At 41.6% G+C, this 18,026-nt stretch carries 15 protein-coding genes and 3 pseudogenes; 2 read left to right on the plus strand and 16 right to left on the minus strand.

The genetic code is table 11. From position 1 onward, the window contains the following. Positions 1 to 87: 87 nt before the first annotated feature. The 4 genes and pseudogenes from glnA to hflX all read right to left on the minus strand — a co-directional run bounded on the left by glnA (position 88) and on the right by hflX (position 4,615). A complete protein-coding gene (glnA, locus tag RCG23_RS03695) occupies positions 88 to 1,422 on the minus strand; it encodes a type I glutamate--ammonia ligase (protein ID WP_308178647.1) in 1,335 nt (444 codons plus the stop codon). Positions 1,423 to 1,454: 32 nt separating this feature from the next. Beyond that, entirely contained in the window at positions 1,455 to 1,862 is a 408-nt protein-coding gene (locus RCG23_RS03700) for a MerR family transcriptional regulator (protein WP_308178648.1), read from the minus strand. 171 nt (positions 1,863 to 2,033) lie between these two features. After that, positions 2,034 to 3,304: pseudogene (locus RCG23_RS03705) on the minus strand (aminotransferase class I/II-fold pyridoxal phosphate-dependent enzyme). 15 nt (positions 3,305 to 3,319) lie between these two features. Further along, positions 3,320 to 4,615, minus strand: coding sequence for a GTPase HflX (gene hflX / locus RCG23_RS03710; RefSeq protein WP_374049840.1), 1,296 nt, complete (start codon positions 4,613 to 4,615; stop codon positions 3,320 to 3,322). Between the two features lie 183 nt (positions 4,616 to 4,798). Between hflX and RCG23_RS03715 the strand changes: the two genes are divergently transcribed. Then, on the plus strand, positions 4,799 to 5,404 hold the full coding sequence (locus tag RCG23_RS03715; RefSeq protein WP_308178650.1) for a trimeric intracellular cation channel family protein: 606 nt from the start codon (positions 4,799 to 4,801) through the stop codon (positions 5,402 to 5,404). A gap of 90 nt (positions 5,405 to 5,494) precedes the next feature. On the opposite strand, the gene RCG23_RS03720 is transcribed toward RCG23_RS03715, so the two are convergent. From RCG23_RS03720 to miaA, 7 genes are all read right to left on the minus strand, one after another. Then, positions 5,495 to 5,986 (minus strand): GNAT family N-acetyltransferase, encoded by a 492-nt coding sequence (locus RCG23_RS03720; protein ID WP_308178651.1) that lies wholly within the window; start codon positions 5,984 to 5,986, stop codon positions 5,495 to 5,497. A 251-nt stretch (positions 5,987 to 6,237) separates the two neighbouring features. After that, positions 6,238 to 6,468: a glutaredoxin family protein gene (locus RCG23_RS03725; RefSeq protein ID WP_308178652.1), complete on the minus strand. Its 231-nt coding sequence runs from the start codon at positions 6,466 to 6,468 to the stop codon at positions 6,238 to 6,240. A 132-nt stretch (positions 6,469 to 6,600) separates the two neighbouring features. Further along, positions 6,601 to 6,804, minus strand: a complete 204-nt coding sequence (locus tag RCG23_RS03730; RefSeq protein WP_308178653.1) for a hypothetical protein — start codon at positions 6,802 to 6,804, stop codon at positions 6,601 to 6,603. Positions 6,805 to 6,810: 6 nt separating this feature from the next. Continuing rightward, the gene (locus RCG23_RS03735; protein ID WP_308178654.1) at positions 6,811 to 7,083 is read right to left on the minus strand and encodes a hypothetical protein; all 273 of its coding nucleotides are present in this window, start codon (positions 7,081 to 7,083) and stop codon (positions 6,811 to 6,813) included. Positions 7,084 to 7,261: 178 nt separating this feature from the next. Beyond that, complete coding sequence (spoVK, locus tag RCG23_RS03740) at positions 7,262 to 8,209, minus strand: stage V sporulation protein K (RefSeq protein ID WP_308178655.1); 948 nt, start codon at positions 8,207 to 8,209, stop codon at positions 7,262 to 7,264. Between the two features lie 279 nt (positions 8,210 to 8,488). Then, positions 8,489 to 8,719: an RNA chaperone Hfq gene (hfq, locus tag RCG23_RS03745; protein ID WP_308178656.1), complete on the minus strand. Its 231-nt coding sequence runs from the start codon at positions 8,717 to 8,719 to the stop codon at positions 8,489 to 8,491. Between the two features lie 26 nt (positions 8,720 to 8,745). Beyond that, positions 8,746 to 9,696 (minus strand): tRNA (adenosine(37)-N6)-dimethylallyltransferase MiaA, encoded by a 951-nt coding sequence (gene miaA / locus RCG23_RS03750; protein ID WP_308179959.1) that lies wholly within the window; start codon positions 9,694 to 9,696, stop codon positions 8,746 to 8,748. Positions 9,697 to 10,059: 363 nt separating this feature from the next. On the opposite strand from miaA, the pseudogene mreBH reads away from it, so the two are divergent. Then, positions 10,060 to 11,068, plus strand: a pseudogene (mreBH, locus tag RCG23_RS03755) (rod-share determining protein MreBH). 340 nt (positions 11,069 to 11,408) lie between these two features. On the opposite strand, the gene RCG23_RS03760 reads toward mreBH, so the two are convergent. From RCG23_RS03760 to mutS, 5 genes and pseudogenes are all read right to left on the minus strand, one after another. After that, complete coding sequence (locus tag RCG23_RS03760) at positions 11,409 to 11,849, minus strand: hypothetical protein (RefSeq protein ID WP_308179960.1); 441 nt, start codon at positions 11,847 to 11,849, stop codon at positions 11,409 to 11,411. Positions 11,850 to 11,957: 108 nt separating this feature from the next. Then, a complete protein-coding gene (locus tag RCG23_RS03765) occupies positions 11,958 to 12,593 on the minus strand; it encodes a DUF3108 domain-containing protein (RefSeq protein ID WP_308178657.1) in 636 nt (211 codons plus the stop codon). Beyond that, positions 12,577 to 13,137, minus strand: a complete 561-nt coding sequence (locus RCG23_RS03770) for an AAA family ATPase (protein WP_308178658.1) — start codon at positions 13,135 to 13,137, stop codon at positions 12,577 to 12,579. Before RCG23_RS03770 ends, RCG23_RS03765 begins: the two co-directional genes overlap by 17 nt. A gap of 137 nt (positions 13,138 to 13,274) precedes the next feature. Then, complete coding sequence (mutL, locus tag RCG23_RS03775; protein WP_374049804.1) at positions 13,275 to 15,083, minus strand: DNA mismatch repair endonuclease MutL; 1,809 nt, start codon at positions 15,081 to 15,083, stop codon at positions 13,275 to 13,277. A 98-nt stretch (positions 15,084 to 15,181) separates the two neighbouring features. Continuing rightward, a pseudogene (mutS, locus tag RCG23_RS03780) lies at positions 15,182 to 17,798 on the minus strand (DNA mismatch repair protein MutS). Positions 17,799 to 18,026 lie beyond the last annotated feature (228 nt).

An 18,026-nucleotide genomic window follows, 5' to 3' on the forward strand; every position in this document is an offset into this window, starting at 1 on the left:
AAGTAAAAAGGAGGCTTAATTTCAATTAAGCCTCCTTTTTATTCAAGAAAAACCCTCAATGCCAATGGCATCAAGGGTTAAAGGATTTTAGTACATGCTCATGTATTGCTCGCGTTCCCATGGATGAACTTGTGTGCGGAACATATCCCACTCAATTTCCTTCGCTTCAACGAAGTGTTCAAGGATATGCTCACCAAGTGCTGATACGATGACTTCATCCTTTTTAAGTTGGTCAAGTGCTTGAGCAAGTGTTGCTGGAAGATCGTCGATTCCTTCAGCTTCACGCTCTTCCTTGTTCATTACATAAATATTGCGGTCAACTGGAGCCGGAGGAGTTAATTTGTTTTTAATTCCATCAAGGCCCGCTTTTAATAATACAGCCATAGCTAGGTATGGATTTGCTGCTGGATCAACGCTTCGTACTTCCACACGTGTGCTTAGGCCGCGTGAAGCTGGAATACGAATTAGCGGTGAACGGTTTCTTGCAGACCAAGCTACATAACAAGGTGCTTCATAGCCAGGTACAAGGCGTTTGTATGAGTTAACAGTCGGATTCGTTACCGCTGTAAATGCTGATGCGTGCTTAAGGATTCCCGCAATAAATTGGCGAGCTGTTTCACTTAATTCAAGTTCTGATGAAGTGTCATAAAATGCGTTTTCGCCATTTCTAAATAAAGAAAGGTTGCAGTGCATTCCAGATCCGTTTACGCCGAACAATGGTTTTGGCATAAATGTCGCATGCAAGCCATGCTTACGGGCAATTGTTTTAACAACAAGCTTGAACGTTTGAATTTGGTCACATGCAGTTAATGCATCCGCATATTTAAAATCGATTTCGTGCTGTCCAGGAGCTACTTCATGGTGAGAAGCTTCGATTTCAAAGCCCATTTCTTCAAGCTCAAGCACGATATCACGGCGGCAGTTTTCACCAAGATCGGTTGGTGCCAAATCAAAGTATCCGCCTTTGTCATTCAATTCAAGAGTTGGTTCGCCTGCTTGATCCAATTTGAAAAGGAAAAATTCCGGTTCAGGTCCAAGATTGAAGTTTGTGAAGCCAAGCTCCTTCATTTCGTCTAAAAGACGGCGAAGGTTATTACGCGGATCCCCTTCAAATGGTTTACCTTCTGGAGTGTAGATGTCACAGATTAATCGTGCCACCTTGCCTTTTTCTGCTGTCCAAGGGAAAACCACCCATGTGTCAAGATCCGGATATAATAGCATATCTGATTCTTCAATACGTACAAAACCTTCGATGGAAGAACCATCAAACATCATTTTATTATCAAGCGCCTTATCTAACTGACTGATAGGAATTTCCACGTTTTTGATGGTTCCTAAAATATCAGTGAACTGCAAACGAATAAATTTAACGTTTTCTTCTTTAGCCAACCGTTTAATATCTTCTCTTGTAAACTTTGACATTCTTTTCTTCCTCCTAATGTATAAGTTCGTTTTCATTTGAAAAATCGGGACATATCACCCTGACGCAGCGATGAACGGTTAAATCTGCCTGCCTGGAGTAATTCGCTCCGCAGCATTTTCCTCAACTCGTCATCGGTTAAATCGCGCCTTGCTTTTTCTGCCTGTTTTTCAAGTTCCTCAGAAACAATCTGTTTTTGTTTAACAGAAAAGATTTCCTTGATCCCGGCCATATTGATGCCACGTTCAATGAGATCTTTGATTTCTAAGAGCCTGTCGATATCGTTTAAACTGAATAGCCTACGGTTTCCATCTGTTCTTGCGGGAGAAATCAACTGATGCTCTTCATAATACCGGATCTGCCTTGCAGTCAATTCAGTTAGCTGCATGACAATCCCGATGGGAAACAGTGGCATGGAACGGCGAATTTCATTACCTCCCATGATTTCTCCTCCCTTTAGCTCTTTATAGGGCTATTATATGGCATGTTAGATAATATGTCAAACCTATGTAAGGTTTTCTCACATGAAAATTTTTTAATGAATTTGCCTAATCAAATATTTATTAAACAATAGCAAAAGAGGGCAATCTACACCGCCCTCCTTTATGTTCACCTAATTCAATTGGATTAAACCTTTTTCCGCTAAATGATTAAGAGCGATACATACCGCCATCTTTACATGGGAATATGTTAATCCCCCCTGAACATATGCAACAAACGGCGGCCGAGTTGGCCATCAGCCGTTAATTCAATGCTTGCACCCTGAATAAAAGTACCAGCGGCCATGATTACATCATCCTCGTAACCTGGCATATAGCTAGGATATGGCGTTACATGGGAATTGATGGGCGACGCATATTGGATCGCCTGGCAAAAAGCGATCATTTTATCCCGGTCATCAAACTGGACGGACTGGATTAAGTCTGTTCTTTTTACATTCCATTTTGGAGAGGAATTCATCCCTAAACGTTCAAGCAGAGCTGCTGTAAACACAGCACCCTTCAATGCCTGCCCGACCACATGTGGGGCAAGGAAAAAGCCTTGATACATTTCTTGGAGACTGTATAAGGATGCGCCTGCTTCTGCCCCTATGCCAGGTGAGGTCATTCTATATGAACAAGCTTCCACCCACTGTTTTTTTCCTACTATATATCCACCTGTTTTCGCAATTCCGCCGCCAGGATTTTTAATTAGCGAACCAGCCATTAAATCGGCTCCCACATGGCATGGTTCCGTTTCTTCTACAAACTCTCCATAGCAGTTATCAACGAACACTACGACATCACTTTTAATTTCTTTTACGAAACGGATCATCTCGCCGATTTCAGAGACGGTGAATGATGGTCGGGTTGCATATCCCTTCGAACGCTGTATGCCAATCATTTTTGTATTCGGTTTAATGGAGTTAGCGACTGCGTCCCAATCGATGCCGCCAGCTTCAGTTAACGAGACGCTATTATAGGAAATTCCAAATTCCTTTAGCGAGCCCACTCCATTCCCGCGGATCCCCACGATTTCTTCAAGCGTGTCATAGGGCTTGCCTGTGATATACAATAATTCATCACCAGGCCTTAATACACCGAACAACGCAATGGAGATGGCGTGTGTTCCGCTAATGATTTGCGGACGGACAAGTCCGGCTTCTCCGCCAAATACATCCGCATAAATAGATTCCAGTGTATCCCGGCCGATGTCATCATAGCCATATCCAGTTGATGGGATGAAATGCGAATCGCTTACCTTATGCTTTTGAAAGCTGCTTAACACCCTAAATTGATTTACATCAATTTTTTCTTCTATTTCCTTATGTACTTCAGCAATTTGCTTTTCTGTTTCTTTGACGATTGGCTGAAGCTGATTACCGTATGTTAACTGTTGAAACATGCTGTTACTCCTCTTCTAAACGGTGTATTTTTGCAGCTGTCCTGTAATCTGATGGTCTCTTAAGGAGAATCCTTTGCAAATATACAGCTGATGATCTTCATGGAATGATAGTTCGCGTAAAATCGTTTCATTTTTTAATTGTGATAAAAGTTTGCCCTCTGTCGAAGGAATTTGGACATTATACGGCTCCATCCCCTCGATGACCATTTCTTCCATCTTCTTTTTCAATGCACTCCTGTCCAACTCATCGTAAGCACTGATGAATGCTGTCGGTGTTTTGGCAGTTGGGACAAAATCCGGGTGTAGTATATCCCTTTTGTTATATACGGTCAATTGCGGAATATCCTTGATATCGAGATCATCCAACAGCTTGTTAACTGTTTTCTCATGATGGAAGTAATCCGGATTCGACATATCGACTACATGCAATAGAAGATCCGCTTCTTTTACTTCCTCCAGGGTTGATCGAAAGGCCGCGATCAATGTGGTCGGCAAATCCTGGATAAATCCAACTGTATCGGTTACTAAGGCCATAAAGCCACTTGGCAGGATAATCTTTCTTGTCATCGGGTCAAGCGTAGCAAACAGCTGATTTTCCTCATAGGAATCCGCTTCTGACAGTCGGTTGAAAAGGGTTGATTTTCCGGCATTTGTGTATCCAACAATTGCGACCTGAAATGCTTTATTTTTCTTCCGTCGCTCCCTGTACCGATCACGGTGATGAACAATAACATTTAACTGACCCTTAATATCATCAATTCTTTTTCTTATATGGCGGCGATCGGATTCAAGCTTTGTTTCTCCCGGCCCTCTCGTTCCAATCCCTGCCCCCAGCCTTGAAAGTGCAGTCCCCTGTCCGGCAAGGCGAGGAAGGAGGTACTGCAGCTGGGCAAGCTCAACCTGCAGCTTACCTTCTTTAGAACGCGCTCTCTGGGCAAAAATATCAAGGATCAGCTGCGTTCGGTCAATAATCCTCGCATCCAGCGCAGATCCCAGGTTTCTTTTTTGGCTGGGAGAAAGCTCATCATTAAAAATGACAATATCCGCTTCCAATTCCTCCACTAATGCCTGAAGCTCTTCAACCTTCCCTTTTCCAATATACGTGGCAGGATGAACGCGTTCGCGCTTTTGTACGACGGAAATTAATGCTTCTCCCTTTGCAGTTTCGGTTAGGGAAACTAATTCTTCCATGGAATATTGAAAGCGTAAATCGTCGTTACTGGTCGTTTGGCACCCGACCAGAATCGCTTTTTCTAGAGTAGATTTCTGTTCCAAAGCAGTTCCTCTTTTCCGTTTTTTATCTTTTTTCATCATACCAAAAAAAGCATTGATACTCTAATTTTTAAATTAAGTATGCCTTTTCACTATTTCGATAAGAAAAATATTGAAAATACGGGGCATCGTGGTAAAATCAATATGTTTGCGTGATTATTAATCGTCTAAACTTGCGGTTTCCGCGATAGAAATATAACAACAGGGGAGAAACAGAACGAAATGACATGGGAAGTTTTGAGTATGATCGGTACTGTTGCGTTTGCCGTCAGCGGCGCGATCGTCGCTATGGAAGAAGAGTATGATATTTTAGGTGTCTACATCCTCGGGATTGTAACGGCTTTCGGAGGCGGTGCGATCAGGAATTTATTAATTGGAGTGCCTGTTTCTGCCCTATGGGAGCAGGGTTTATTTTTTCAAATTGCTTTGCTGTCGATGACCGCCGTTTTTTTATTTCCAAACAATTTGTTAAGGCACTGGCAAAGATGGGGAAATTTATTTGATGCCATCGGCCTTTCCGCCTTTGCAATCCAAGGTGCTTTATATGCTTCAAAAATGGGGCACCCGCTAAGCGCAGTCATTGTCGCATCTGTGCTGACAGGTATTGGCGGAGGAATTATCCGGGATTTGCTGGCAGGACGTAAACCAATGGTATTAAAATCCGAGATTTATGCGGTATGGTCGATCATAACTGGCGCTGCCATCGGATTAAAACTGACAACAACACCAATTGAGCTATATTCGTTGTTCGCGATTATTACAATTTTGCGTGTGCTTTCTTATACATTTGACTGGAAGCTTCCTATTAGAAGGCTGCGGGCTAATTAAGCAGCGAAATAATAATACAATAAAAACAAAAAAAGCTTGGATTAAGTGTAAATCCAAGCTTTTTTATTTATGAATTCTATTCAGGATAAATTAAATATATGTTTCATAGGATACTGCATATTCTCGAAAGCCGTTTCGTTCATATAATCTTTTAGCATGATTATTCCAAGAATAAGCATGTAATTTAATTCTATTAATTCTTTTTTCTTTCATCCAATTTATTGTTTCATCAAATAATTTTTGTCCCATTCCAAGTCCTCTTGCTGTATCATCTAAAAACAGTTCATCAAATAGTCCCATCCTGCCTGTACCATTATCTGCTGTTTCATTTTCTTCAAATATTCTCCCTAAAGCATATCCTACCGGTTTACCTTCTAATTCTGCTATAAGAATTGAAGTATCTTCGTTTCTACTATCAAATGTTTCTTGTGCATTCCGTATTATTGAATTAATTACAGTTTCATAATTATCATATTTACATTCGCTGTTATGGTTATTTCGATTGAAGTTACTTAACTTAACTGCAAAATCAATAAAAATATCTCTATCACCATCTACTGCTTGTCTGATCTCTATTTTCATGGACTTACCTCCAATTTAAGTACTTTCGTTAATTCTTATTTTAAGTAACTTTTTTTACAATCTCTATATCTTTTTAACATAAAATTACAATTACCTTTAAACTTTATTGCGTTTTCATTTTTCAAATGTGAACGATGGACAATATAAAAATAAGAGACCAAATCTCGATGCGATTTGGTCTGGTAAACTATTTATGGTGCTTCTCCATAAAAACGGTACTGCTAACTTTCACTAGGAAACCTTTTTGTCGCTTATTTTACTTTTGCCATTAATGCTTCTGGATCGCAGCCTAATACCCACTCGCCGTTTACCTTTGTTTGCGGCACGCCCATCTGGCCGGTTTCATCAACAAGCTTCCTTGCCGCCTCAGCATCCTGCTGGACATTTACTTCTTTAAAAGGCAGGCCTTGTGCCTCCAGGAAGTTTTTCATCATCGTGCAATATGGACAAGTATTCGTTGTATAGACAGTAATATCGTTCATTTTTCCACTCCTCGAATTATGTTCATGCTATCTTACTAAAACAGGGTGAAAAATGTCAATTCTACTGCCCATCAAAACTTTAAATAATTTCCAAACCTTGAATTCCCCAAATCAATCAATTCGGAAAGCTTATTATCCTTCATTTTTCCATTTCTTTCGCAGCCGATAAAAAAAAATAAATCCCGCAATTAAAGCCAGCAAGCTGATTGGCTCAACCGTTACCGAAAAATTGAACGTATTGCTCACTTTGACATCATTCTTTTGAGTTACCGGTCTTGTATTCTTTTTATCTCTCCTATCTTTCACTAGCATCCCTTCCTTTTCTGTCCCCTCCATACCCATCTACCTCTCTACTCTGGATTTATCCGTTTTTTTCAAGGTTTCCTGAATGCTGCTGTCCACATTTCTTTCCATATAGCCCATTCCTTTGTACTTCTTACCGCTGTATAAATCTATAAAGGTTCCGCAATGATTGCATTTTAATAACGAGGCATCAATTTTTTTTGAACAGCCCGAGCATTTGATCTTTCTTGTAAAAGAAAAATGAATAATTAAACCAATCGTGCAAAAAATCGCGATTAATAACAGAATGAACAACATCGCCAACCGTAACATAAGCTTCCTCCCGCCTTGCTATCCCGCTTTGTGTACACATATATTCTCGTTCACAATCGCTAATACCTTTTTTAAAGATTATTTTTAAAAAAATTCCTGGCTTTAGGTACCTGAATGGGTTTACCACCCAAGCCAAGAAAATCCAATCCAGCCCAATAAAAAAAAGCCCAAGCCGGCATTAATCTTCCTCAAATACGAGATCAATGCTTCTAAGTGTCATTAATTCGTGGCGGTCATAGGTATTTTGCATCAGCAGTCTCATTGCCTGTGACCTGATGGATTTTTCAATAATATTCCGGACGTATCTACCGTTTGAAAAATGATTATCCCCAATAATGGTTTTAATCCAAATCAGGTGGTCGCGTAATTTGCGCTGCGCATCATGACTCAAGGAATATTCCCGCTCCTTTAGCATAAGGTCGGCAATTTCAAGCAGTTGCTCAATATTGTAATCAGGAAAATCAACCACAAGCGGAAAACGGGAATGAAGTCCTGGATTCAAAGTAAGGAAATATTCCATTTCCTGTGAATAGCCAGCTAAAATTAAAATGAATTCATGCTGCTTATCTTCCATATGCTTCACAAGAGTATCGATCGCTTCCTTGCCAAAGTCCTTTTCTCCGCCCCTGCCAAGTGAGTAAGCCTCATCAATGAATAGGATGCCTCCGTTTGCCCTTTTAACTAAGTCCCTTGTTTTTTGTGCTGTATGGCCGATGTACTCGCCAACAAGGTCCGCACGTTCTGCTTCAATTAAATGGCCCTTTGAAAGTACATTCATTTTATTAAACAGCTTACCGATCAAGCGCGCCACTGTGGTTTTTCCTGTACCCGGATTTCCCTTGAACATCATATGAAGCGCTTGCTTTTTCGCCTTTAACCCGTACTCCTCTCGCTTTTTATTTACATATATCCATGCATAAATCTCTTTAATCATCCGTTTCATTTCTGCCATACCAACCAGTGCCCCAAGCTCATCTTCCACTTCCTTCAGTGCTGTGTGCTCTGGAGGAATAACCTTTGGAACCACTTGATAATCTGGCATTTCTTTTTGCAAGGTCTTTCTCTTCTGCGAATTGAGCACAATGCTGATCTGACCGTTATTTTTCATCCGAATGGGTTGGTCCAAAGCTTTCACCTCTCAATCTGCATACAGTATACTCCTTGAAGCTCTATGCGTGACAAAAGCCCAGAGTCCTATTTTGCTTTCCGACTCGTTCTTTCCTCTTAGTGCCTATGTGACAAATACAGCAACCTTTTTTATCATCCTTAGGATTCTTGTCAGAATGTGCGCTTTCCTGAGAAATAATCCTTCATTCTATTTGTATTCAGCCGGGCAAAAATCTTTCCAAATAAAAAGAGTCCCTTCTGTTTAAAAAGGGACTCCAACCTTATTTGTTTTATCGGATCATTGACCTTCCAGGTCAAGCTGTACATTTCGCTGCGGCGAGAAAGTAGAAATGGCGTGCTTGTATACAAGCTGCTGTTTGCCCTCGCATTCAAACAGAACAGTGAAATTATCAAAGCCTTTAATTGTGCCTCTTAATTGGAAGCCATTTAATAAAAATACGGTACAGCTTGTTCCGTCTTTGCGTAATTGGTTTAAGTATTGGTCCTGAATATTGATGGTTGTTTTCATTTGTGAATCCTCCTCTTTTATCTCTACTAATATGTATTCGATTTTACTTGGAGCTTTCCTTCCACATATTGAGAAATTTCCGTTATTTTTTTTGACAGGTTTTTTGTATCTGTCATATCAAACCATTCCACGTTCATCTTGTTTCGAAACCAGGTAAGCTGCCTTTTTGCATAATGGCGTGAATTTTGTTTTAAATTTTCAATCGCTGTCTCAAGTGATACTTTTCCATCTAGGTAGTCATAAAGTTCTTTATAGCCGATAGCCTGGATTGACTGACATTCCGTGATACCTCTGTCATGGAGTTCTTTGACCTCGTCAAGAAGGCCTTCTTCCATCATTAAGTCCACGCGCAAATTAATACGATCATACAATAATTCCCGGTCCATCGTAAGTCCTACCAGTGCCGTATCGTAAAGCAATTCTGGCTGCTGTGCAGATTGAAACTCCTTCATCGTCTTCCCTGTACAATGATAAATTTCAAGTGCCCGGATCACTCTGCGGATGTTGTTCGGATGGATTTGCTGGGCACTGTCAGGGTCAACCGCAGCCAACTCTTGATGCAGTGCTTCGTTTCCAATTGCCAGAGCTCTTTCCTCAAGCAGCTTGCGGAAATCTAGATCTGCAGGTGTGTCGGAAAATTGATAATCATAAATGACCGATTGAATATATAGTCCTGTACCACCGGCAATGATTGGAAGTTTTCCCTTATCCGCTATCCTGGTTATTTCCCCGCGGACAAGATCTTGAAACTCGGCTGCTGAAAAAGATTCCTCAGGATCTTTAATATCAATTAAATGGTGAGGAATTCCTTCCATTTCCGCTTCCTTTACTTTGGCCGTCCCAATATCCATGCCTTTATATATTTGCATCGAATCACCGCTAATAATTTCCCCGTTCAGCCGCTTGGCCAATTCTACACTCAGCTTTGTTTTTCCCACAGCCGTAGGTCCGATGATGACTAATAATTTTTGTTTTATATCCACTGCTTTCACACTGCCTTTTTAAAATTATATACATCCCATCCTATCATAAAAAACAAAAGCAGTAGAACATCAAACTAGTATAGACACAAAACTTCTTTTTCATGCAGTTTCTACATTACTTTTCAGAATCATTTCCAAGTGAACTAGATATTTCTTGTAAGTTTACATTTTCATGACGTTTTAATTACATTCGACAAATTACCCCCAAATCCGTGTTAGTCTAAACCGAAGCTTATCACGTAGTAAATTAGTAGCAGCTTCCAGCTGGACAGACAGGCTAGCCTGTTTTGCGGGCGAATAAAAGTCTTATGACACATCTTTTTGTTTAAAATTAGGGAAATTAGGTGGGGAAAATATATGTTATCTACAGCTGAAATTGGAATTGATTTAGGAACAGCAAACATATTGGTATACAGTAAAAATAAAGGAATCGCACTAAACGAGCCATCTGTTGTGGCTATTGATACTGAAACAAAACAAGTCCTTGCCGTTGGTAAAGAGGCGAAGGAAATGATCGGAAAAACTCCTGGGAGGATTGTCGCGATCCGACCTTTAAAAGATGGAGTTATTGCTGATTATGATGTGACTACAGAAATGCTGAAGCACATCATGAGAAAAGCATCTAAAAAAATGGGCTTTGCAATTCGCAAACCAAATGTAGTCGTTTGTACTCCTTCTGGATCAACGTCTGTTGAACGCAGGGCGATTCACGATGCAGTAAGAAATGCGGGCGCGAAAAAAATTCATTTGATTGAGGAACCAGTAGCAGCTGCTATCGGTGCAGGCCTTCCAGTTGATGAACCGGTAGCAAACGTGGTCGTTGATATTGGCGGAGGTACAACCGAGGTTGCCATTATCTCTTTTGGTGGCGTTGTTGCCTGCCATTCTATCCGCATTGGCGGCGACCGTCTGGATGATGATATTATCCAGCATGTCCGTAAGGAATATAATGTACTGATCGGTGAAAGAACAGCTGAAAATGTGAAGATGGAAATCGGTTATGGACTTATCGACCATGAAGAATTAACGATGGAAGTCCGCGGGCGTGATCTTGTAACCGGCCGTCCCAAAAACAATCACATTATCTTCATATGAGATCAGAAATGCAATGAAAGAGTCATTGTCACATATTCTTGAAGCGATTCGTGCAACACTTGAGGATTGCCCTGCCGAGCTTAGCGGCGATATCGTCGACCGAGGCGTTATTTTATCAGGCGGCGGTGCTTTAATGAAGGGAATGGAAGATTGGTTAAGCCAGGAGATTGTCGTTCCTGTCCATCTTGCTCCAAGCCCGCTTGAATCAGTGGCAATCGGTACTGGAAAAGCACTTCAATATATTAATAAGCTGCAATCAGCAATGAAATAATTAGAAAAAAAACTGCAGATTTTGGTCTGCAGTTTTTTGTGTTTTAAATAGACTGTTTTCGTATACTTTGTTGCTATATAAGGAGTAGTTGATTTCCACTCCAGGATGCTCGCTTTCCGCGGGGCGGCCGGTGAGCCTCCTCGGCGCACAGTGCCTGTGGGGTCTCACCTGTCCCGCTGCTCCCGCAGGACGTTGAATAAGCTTCCTAGAATCAACACCGCACGAAGGAAATGCGAGAGCATTTTCGAGGAGCTCGCACCTTCCGCTCCAATCAACTTCTTTTTCAACGATTTGCTTTTAATAACCTATATATAAACAACAATCTTTTAGAAAACAGCCTTTAAATATCACTTTGCTTCTTTCTCAATCGATTAAAATAAAGAAAGATCGGCAATGGAATCACGATGAAGCCTAGGCTTTTAATGATTTGATTTTTAGCATCTGCCTGGTTCCTTGCTTTTTCATCCTTTACCGTTTGGTTGTAATCCGCACGAATTTTTTCTTCTTTCATCTGGGATTTCGTATTTGGGTTTTCTGTTAATCTGGTTTGTCTAAAGTCATCATAATTCTGGAAATAGGCTGGTGGGCTGATCAAATCGGCCGCAGCCATGAAAATGGAGATACCTCCTCCAATGACCATCATCAGCGTTGCAAATAACACTAAATAGGTGTATACATGCCGAATCACCGTTTCATCATCTCCCTTTCCTTTACTCTTCACAATCGCGACAATCACAAAAATAATCATGATGACAGGCAGAATCGTCGTTAACAATCCCATAGCAAACAAACCTCCACCTCCATATGTATAAACGCATGTCTTGAAGGACAGTTTTACTATAGTATTATACCTGTCTTGGTTTTTGATCCCTTATGCACAAAAATCCGTTTATCGGACAAAATCAAAATACACCTGTTCCCCTAATTTTACAGATTGTTTTAAGAGCTCTTTTGTTTCAACGCTAATCCAGTATGTCTGAAGCTGCTCTCCAAAATGCACCTGGACGCGGTAAGCGTCAACATCCCGTTGGCTGTCATGAACTTTTTCGTTGGAATTTACATCGATTTTAACCTGTACGGTGTTACCGACCATATGGTTAAATGCCATAAGTTCAGCGCGATAACCTATTTTTAAAGGTAATAGTCTCAGCACAAGTTCCACAGAAAATAAATCGAAGGTCCCTTCGGTTATTTTAAAAATTTTTAACTCTTTATTTATTGATTGAACTAATTCAAGTTTATCCGTATCGTATGTAAGTGTAATATCAGCAGGTCCCTGATCAGTGCACGAAACTGGGATGAATGAGGATCGTTTAATCGATAATTCTACTTTTCTATCAGCTTTTGCAGGGTCATTAAAATGCAATTCCTGTTTCCTATAAAGTAAATCCTCAGAAACCATAACCTGCTCTGTGGTGGTGCCGATTTCAGTTGAAAGGCCGTTTTCAACCAACATCACTTTTTTTACGTCCTTGCAAGGCTTGAACGACTTCCAATCTATTGAGCTATCATTTGTTTTTATCATGTACGTCCCCCTCAATCTCCTTTTTTCTATATAATAAGTATTTTTCAAGTTCCACCCTATCCTTGATCAGTAGCAGCTTATCTTGAAAAGGCATTAATACTTTTAAAATCTTGGATTTACTTATATTTTCAAAATAAGCATTCCACTCAAACATTTTTCTGAACATTTTAATAGTCGGTTTATAGTTTGCTTTTTCCACGCCAATCTTTTGCAAAATAAACCTCTTGATAATTCTAACTGTCCTTTTTAAATAATCTGTATCTAAAAAAATGATCAAATCAGCATTTTGAAAACTATCCAATACCCATTCGTGGTGAACACCTTCGATAATCCAGGCATCTAATTTAATAATATTGTTCAAATGGGCATTTCTTTCTTCCGGGCTCCGTCTGATATCACCATTTCCAAACCTTTTCCAAACGATATTATCCAACTCGAAGAATGGAACATTCAATTTAGAAGACAATTCTCTTGCCAGCGTGGTTTTTCCACTCCCGACAGATCCGATAATATGAATTTTTGTTGGACACCAACTTTTTTCCATTAAACCACCACTTTAAAATCTTGTTAGATGATGTTTTCGAGGTTCCACTTCAAAATACCTTTTCAGTAAAACAAAAAACTGCCCGATAAGGTCAAAAATAATGACCATTTCGGGCAGTCTATATCTTTTCAAACAAACTACATAACCCTCTTAAACATCTTTTCCATTTCATAAATCGAATACTGAACAATGATCGGCCTTCCATGTGGACATGTAAACGGATCAGAAGCCCTGCGCAGGTCGTCCAGCAGTGTTTGGATCTCATCATTCCGCAGGTGCCGGTTCGCTTTGATGGAGGCTTTGCAGCTCATCATAATCGCTGCCTCTTCGCGGAGCTTTTTGATGTCGACTTTTTTCATGGAAAGAAGCTGTTCAATCATCTCTTCGATAATTTCCTTCTCCTCACCCTTAGGTAACCACTGAGGATGCGATCTGACAATAAAGCTATTGATGCCAAATTCTTCGAGGAAAATACCAACTTTTTCAAGCTCCGCTCGATTTTCTTCTATTTTTATAAATTCATCTGTTGAATATTCAAATGTAAGCGGGACGAGCATTTCCTGCAGTTCACTTTCCACCTGGCCGACCTTTTCGCGGAAATACTCATACTTAATCCGCTCCTGTGCTGCGTGCTGGTCAATAATGTACAGTCCCTTTTCATTTTGGGCGAAAATATATGTGCCATGCATCTGCCCGATCGGATACATCTTTGGTACCCTGCTCTCATCCCCTGTGCCTACAGGAGGTAAAACCGGCTCAGGAATTTCTTCATAAAAATCTTCAGTCACTGGAGCCGCAAAATCATCTTCCGCAATTGCAGGCATATGTGAATGAGTATCTATTTCTTTTTGCACGACTGTGGTTGGAAAATAAGGAATTTCTTCGGTACGAGCCATAGGCGCCGGATGTTCCATAACGGTTTCCGTCATCCTCACAGGTGAAACAAATGGGTCCCGCTGTGGAAACTCATCCAGAGAAAATGCTGTCTGTTCCGACTTGGGCTGTTCTTTTTTTACCGAAATGACACCTGATGGTATAAGCTCCTTCGTTTTAAAGACCGCTTTAATTGTGCTTGAAATCAGCTCGTTCAATTCTGCTTCCTTACTAATCCGAACCTCCATTTTTGAAGGATGGACGTTCACATCGACGAGCAAGGGGTCCATTTCGATATTTAACAGGACAATCGGATACCTTCCAATCGGCAGCAGTGTATGATAGCCTTCCTGGATTGCTTTTGCGAGCGCATAATTGCGGATAAACCGTCCATTGATCATGGTGGAAATGTAATTCCGGGAAGCTCTCGTCACTTCTGGCATGGAAATATATCCACTTAATTTAAAATCAAGTGACTGGCCGGTAACAGGGATCAGCTGTTTCGCGATACCGAGGCCATAAATGGCAGCGAGCACCTGCCGGACATCTCCGTTTCCATTTGTGTGCAGCAGCTTCCGCTCGTTATGAATGAGCCGGAATGATACCTCCGGATGTGAAAGAGCAAGCCGGTTGACCACGTCCGTAATATTTCCTAGCTCCGTATGAATTGTCTTCATATATTTAAGGCGAGCTGGTGTGTTAAAAAACAAATCAGTTATCGTCAAGTCTGTCCCTTTTCTGCTTGATGACTTTTCGAAGGTTTCCACTTTTCCGCCTTCAATCACAACCCTGTGTCCGGCACCCTCACCTGTCGAGGTCTTCATTTCCAGACGGGAAACCGAGGCGATACTTGGGAGAGCCTCGCCTCTGAAGCCAAGAGTCCGAATCCGAAAAAGATCGGTTTCATCCTTGATTTTACTGGTGGCATGACGCTGGAAGGCGGTCAGGACATCCTCTTCTTCAATCCCATCGCCATTATCGGTAATCCGGATTTTCGCAAGTCCCGCCTCCTCCACATCAATCTCGATGACAGTGCTCCCGGCATCAATCGCATTTTCAACCAATTCCTTCACAACTGAAGCAAGCCTTCGACCACTTCACCTGCCGCAATTTTATTGGATAATGCATCATCCAATTGAATGATTTTCCCCATCGACTGCCACCTCCCTTATTACCCTTTTAATTTTTTCTGCAGTTCGTACAGTGTATTGATCGCCTGAAGCGGTGTCAGATCCAAAATATCCAATTCTTTTATCTGATCTAAAATGCGCTTCTCTTTATGAGTTGGTTCTGGAATTTTTCTTTCTTTCGGTTCATCGAAAAAGGACAGCTGTGCCGTTTCTTCTTTTACTGTTTTCTTTGGCCTTTCTTCGATAGCAGCGGCCACTGCGGCAGGAATTGCCTGTGGTGCTGGCTGTTCAAGTGCCATCAGAATTTCGTTGGCGCGGTTAATCAATTCGTCTGGAAGCTCCGCCAGCTGGGCCAGCATGAATCCCATAGCTTTTATCGGCAGGGCCTTCCTTAATTTTATGAAGAAAAACAACCTTGCCATTATGCTCAATAGCGCTGACATGCACGTTCTTCAGCATGTCCAGTTCATCCTCCAGCACCGTCAATTCATGATAGTGGGTAGAGAACAACGTCTTGGCACCAATACGGTCATGGATATATTCGATAATTGCCTGCGCAAGCGCCATGCCATCGTACGTCGATGTCCCTCTGCCAATTTCGTCAAATAAAATTAAGCTATCCTGTGTCGCATTATTAATGGCATTTTTTGCTTCCAGCATTTCAACCATAAATGTACTTTCGCCTGAAATGAGGTCGTCAGCCGCTCCAATCCGGGTAAATACCTGATCAAATATAGGGAGCACTGCCTCTGTTGCCGGAACATAACAGCCGATTTGCGCAAGAATCGCAGTAAGTGCAATCTGGCGCATATACGTACTTTTACCAGACATATTACGCCCGGTAATTAAAAGCATTTCGCGTTCGCTATCCATAAAGCAATCATTAGGAACATACTCCTGTGCAGCAAGGACCTTTTCAACAACGGGATGACGGCTTTTCCTTTAGGACGATTTTTCGATCACTTGAAAAAGAAGGCTTTACATAATGGCGGTTTTCGCTCACCTGGGCAAAGCATTGCAGCACATCCAGTTCACTAACCGTTTTTGCCAGAGCCTGAAGTCTAGGTATATATTCTTTAATCGTTTCGCGAATTTCGGTGAATAGCTCATACTCCAGCTCGCCGCATTTTTCTTCGCCTGGAGGATAAGTGCTTCTTTTTCTTTAAGTTCAGGAGTGACATAGCGTTCCGCATTCGTCAGCGTCTGCTTGCGTTCGTACTGTCCCTCTTCCAGAAGATGCAAATTCGCCCTCGTGACTTCAATATAGTAGCCGAAGACGCGGTTATAACCAATTTTAAGCGATTTGATGCCGGTCTTTTCCCGCTCCTGGCGCTCGAGCTGGGCAATCCATGTCTTGCCGTTGCGGCTGGCATAACGGTATTGGTCAAGCTGTTCGTTGTAGCCATCCCGGATAATATTGCCTTCCTTTAATGAAAGCGGCGGATTTTCCACCATCGCCTGCTCAAGCAAATCGGTGACCGTTTCACAAGGGTCAAGCCTTTCCGCAATTTGGCGGGCATCTTCATTTGAAAATCCATTCATAATTTCCTTCAGCAATGGAATTTGCAATAGCGAGCGTTTCAATTGGGCCAGATCGCGGGCATTTACATTCCCAAAAGCGACACGGCCTGCGAGGCGTTCCAGGTCATAGACTTCTTTTAATTTTTCACGCAGTTCCTGTCTCTCGAAATACCCTTTTATAAAAGTATCGACAAGTGAATGCCTGCGCTCAATTTCCTGTCTGTCTATCAAAGGACGGTCAATCCAGGTTTTAAGCATCCTTCCGCCCATCGCCGTCATCGTTTCGTCAAGCAGCCATAATAGCGATCCTTTTTTTCCTTTTGAACGGATCGTCTCGGTTAATTCAAGATTGCGCTTTGAATAGTAATCTATTTTCATATATTGGTGGATTTGATAGGTTGTCACTGGCTGTAGATGGTCAAGGCTTCTTTTCTGCGTGCGGTATAGGTAATGAATCAGCCTTGCTGCCGTCTGCCTTAATTTATTTTGATTGAGTGGCTCCAGCAAGTGGGCAAAGTGATCCTCTGCTTCGAAACGATCCTCGAATGAAATAGCAAGCACATCGCGTTCGCGCATTTTTTTCTGAAGTTCACCGTCAAAGCTGCTGCTGACAACGACTTCCTTCGAGCTAAGGACGGCCAGTTCGTTCAACACTTCATCAAAGCTGCCCGATAAAAGCGTTACCCGGTTTTCACCTGTTGTTAAATCATTGTAAGCAAACCCAAAGGTGCTATCGTCAAAGGAGGTGATGGAGGCAAGGTAGTTATTTTCTTTTTCAGACAAGCTGCGTCCTTCCATGACCGTACCCGGGGTGATCAGCTGAACAACCTCGCGCCGGACAACACCCTTTGCCTGCTTCGGATCCTCGGTCTGCTCACAAATTGCCACTTTATAGCCTTTTTCTACTAACTGTTCAATATAATTAGGAGCCGAGTGGTACGGAACTCCGCACATCGGGATGCGGTCTTCAGAGCCGCCTTCCCTGCTCGTCAAGGTTATCTCAAGTTCCTGGGATGCTTTTAACGCATCATCAAAGAACATTTCATAAAAATCGCCTAAGCGGAAAAATAAAAAGGCATCCTGATATTCTGCCTTCACTTTTAAGTATTGTTGTATCATCGGCGTATAAGCAGCCATAATATCCTCCAGCATTTGTTTTCTCGTTCGAGTCTCTTCGACATATAATTATAGCATAAGATGAAACTTCCATCAGCGGGATGTTTCTTCCACGCTGATGGTTAGTTGAACCAATCGGGCATTTACGGGCAGTTTATTTTTTTTTCAAAACTGCTTAGTTTTATTTTATTTCTCATCTCGAGGCTTGGATTACTGCCCGTTAGCGGGATAAAGTGAAACTTCCATCAG

The sequence above is a fragment of the Neobacillus sp. PS3-34 genome (genome assembly GCF_030915465.1).
In the GTDB taxonomy this organism is placed as follows: Bacteria; Bacillota; Bacilli; order Bacillales; family Cytobacillaceae; genus Neobacillus_A.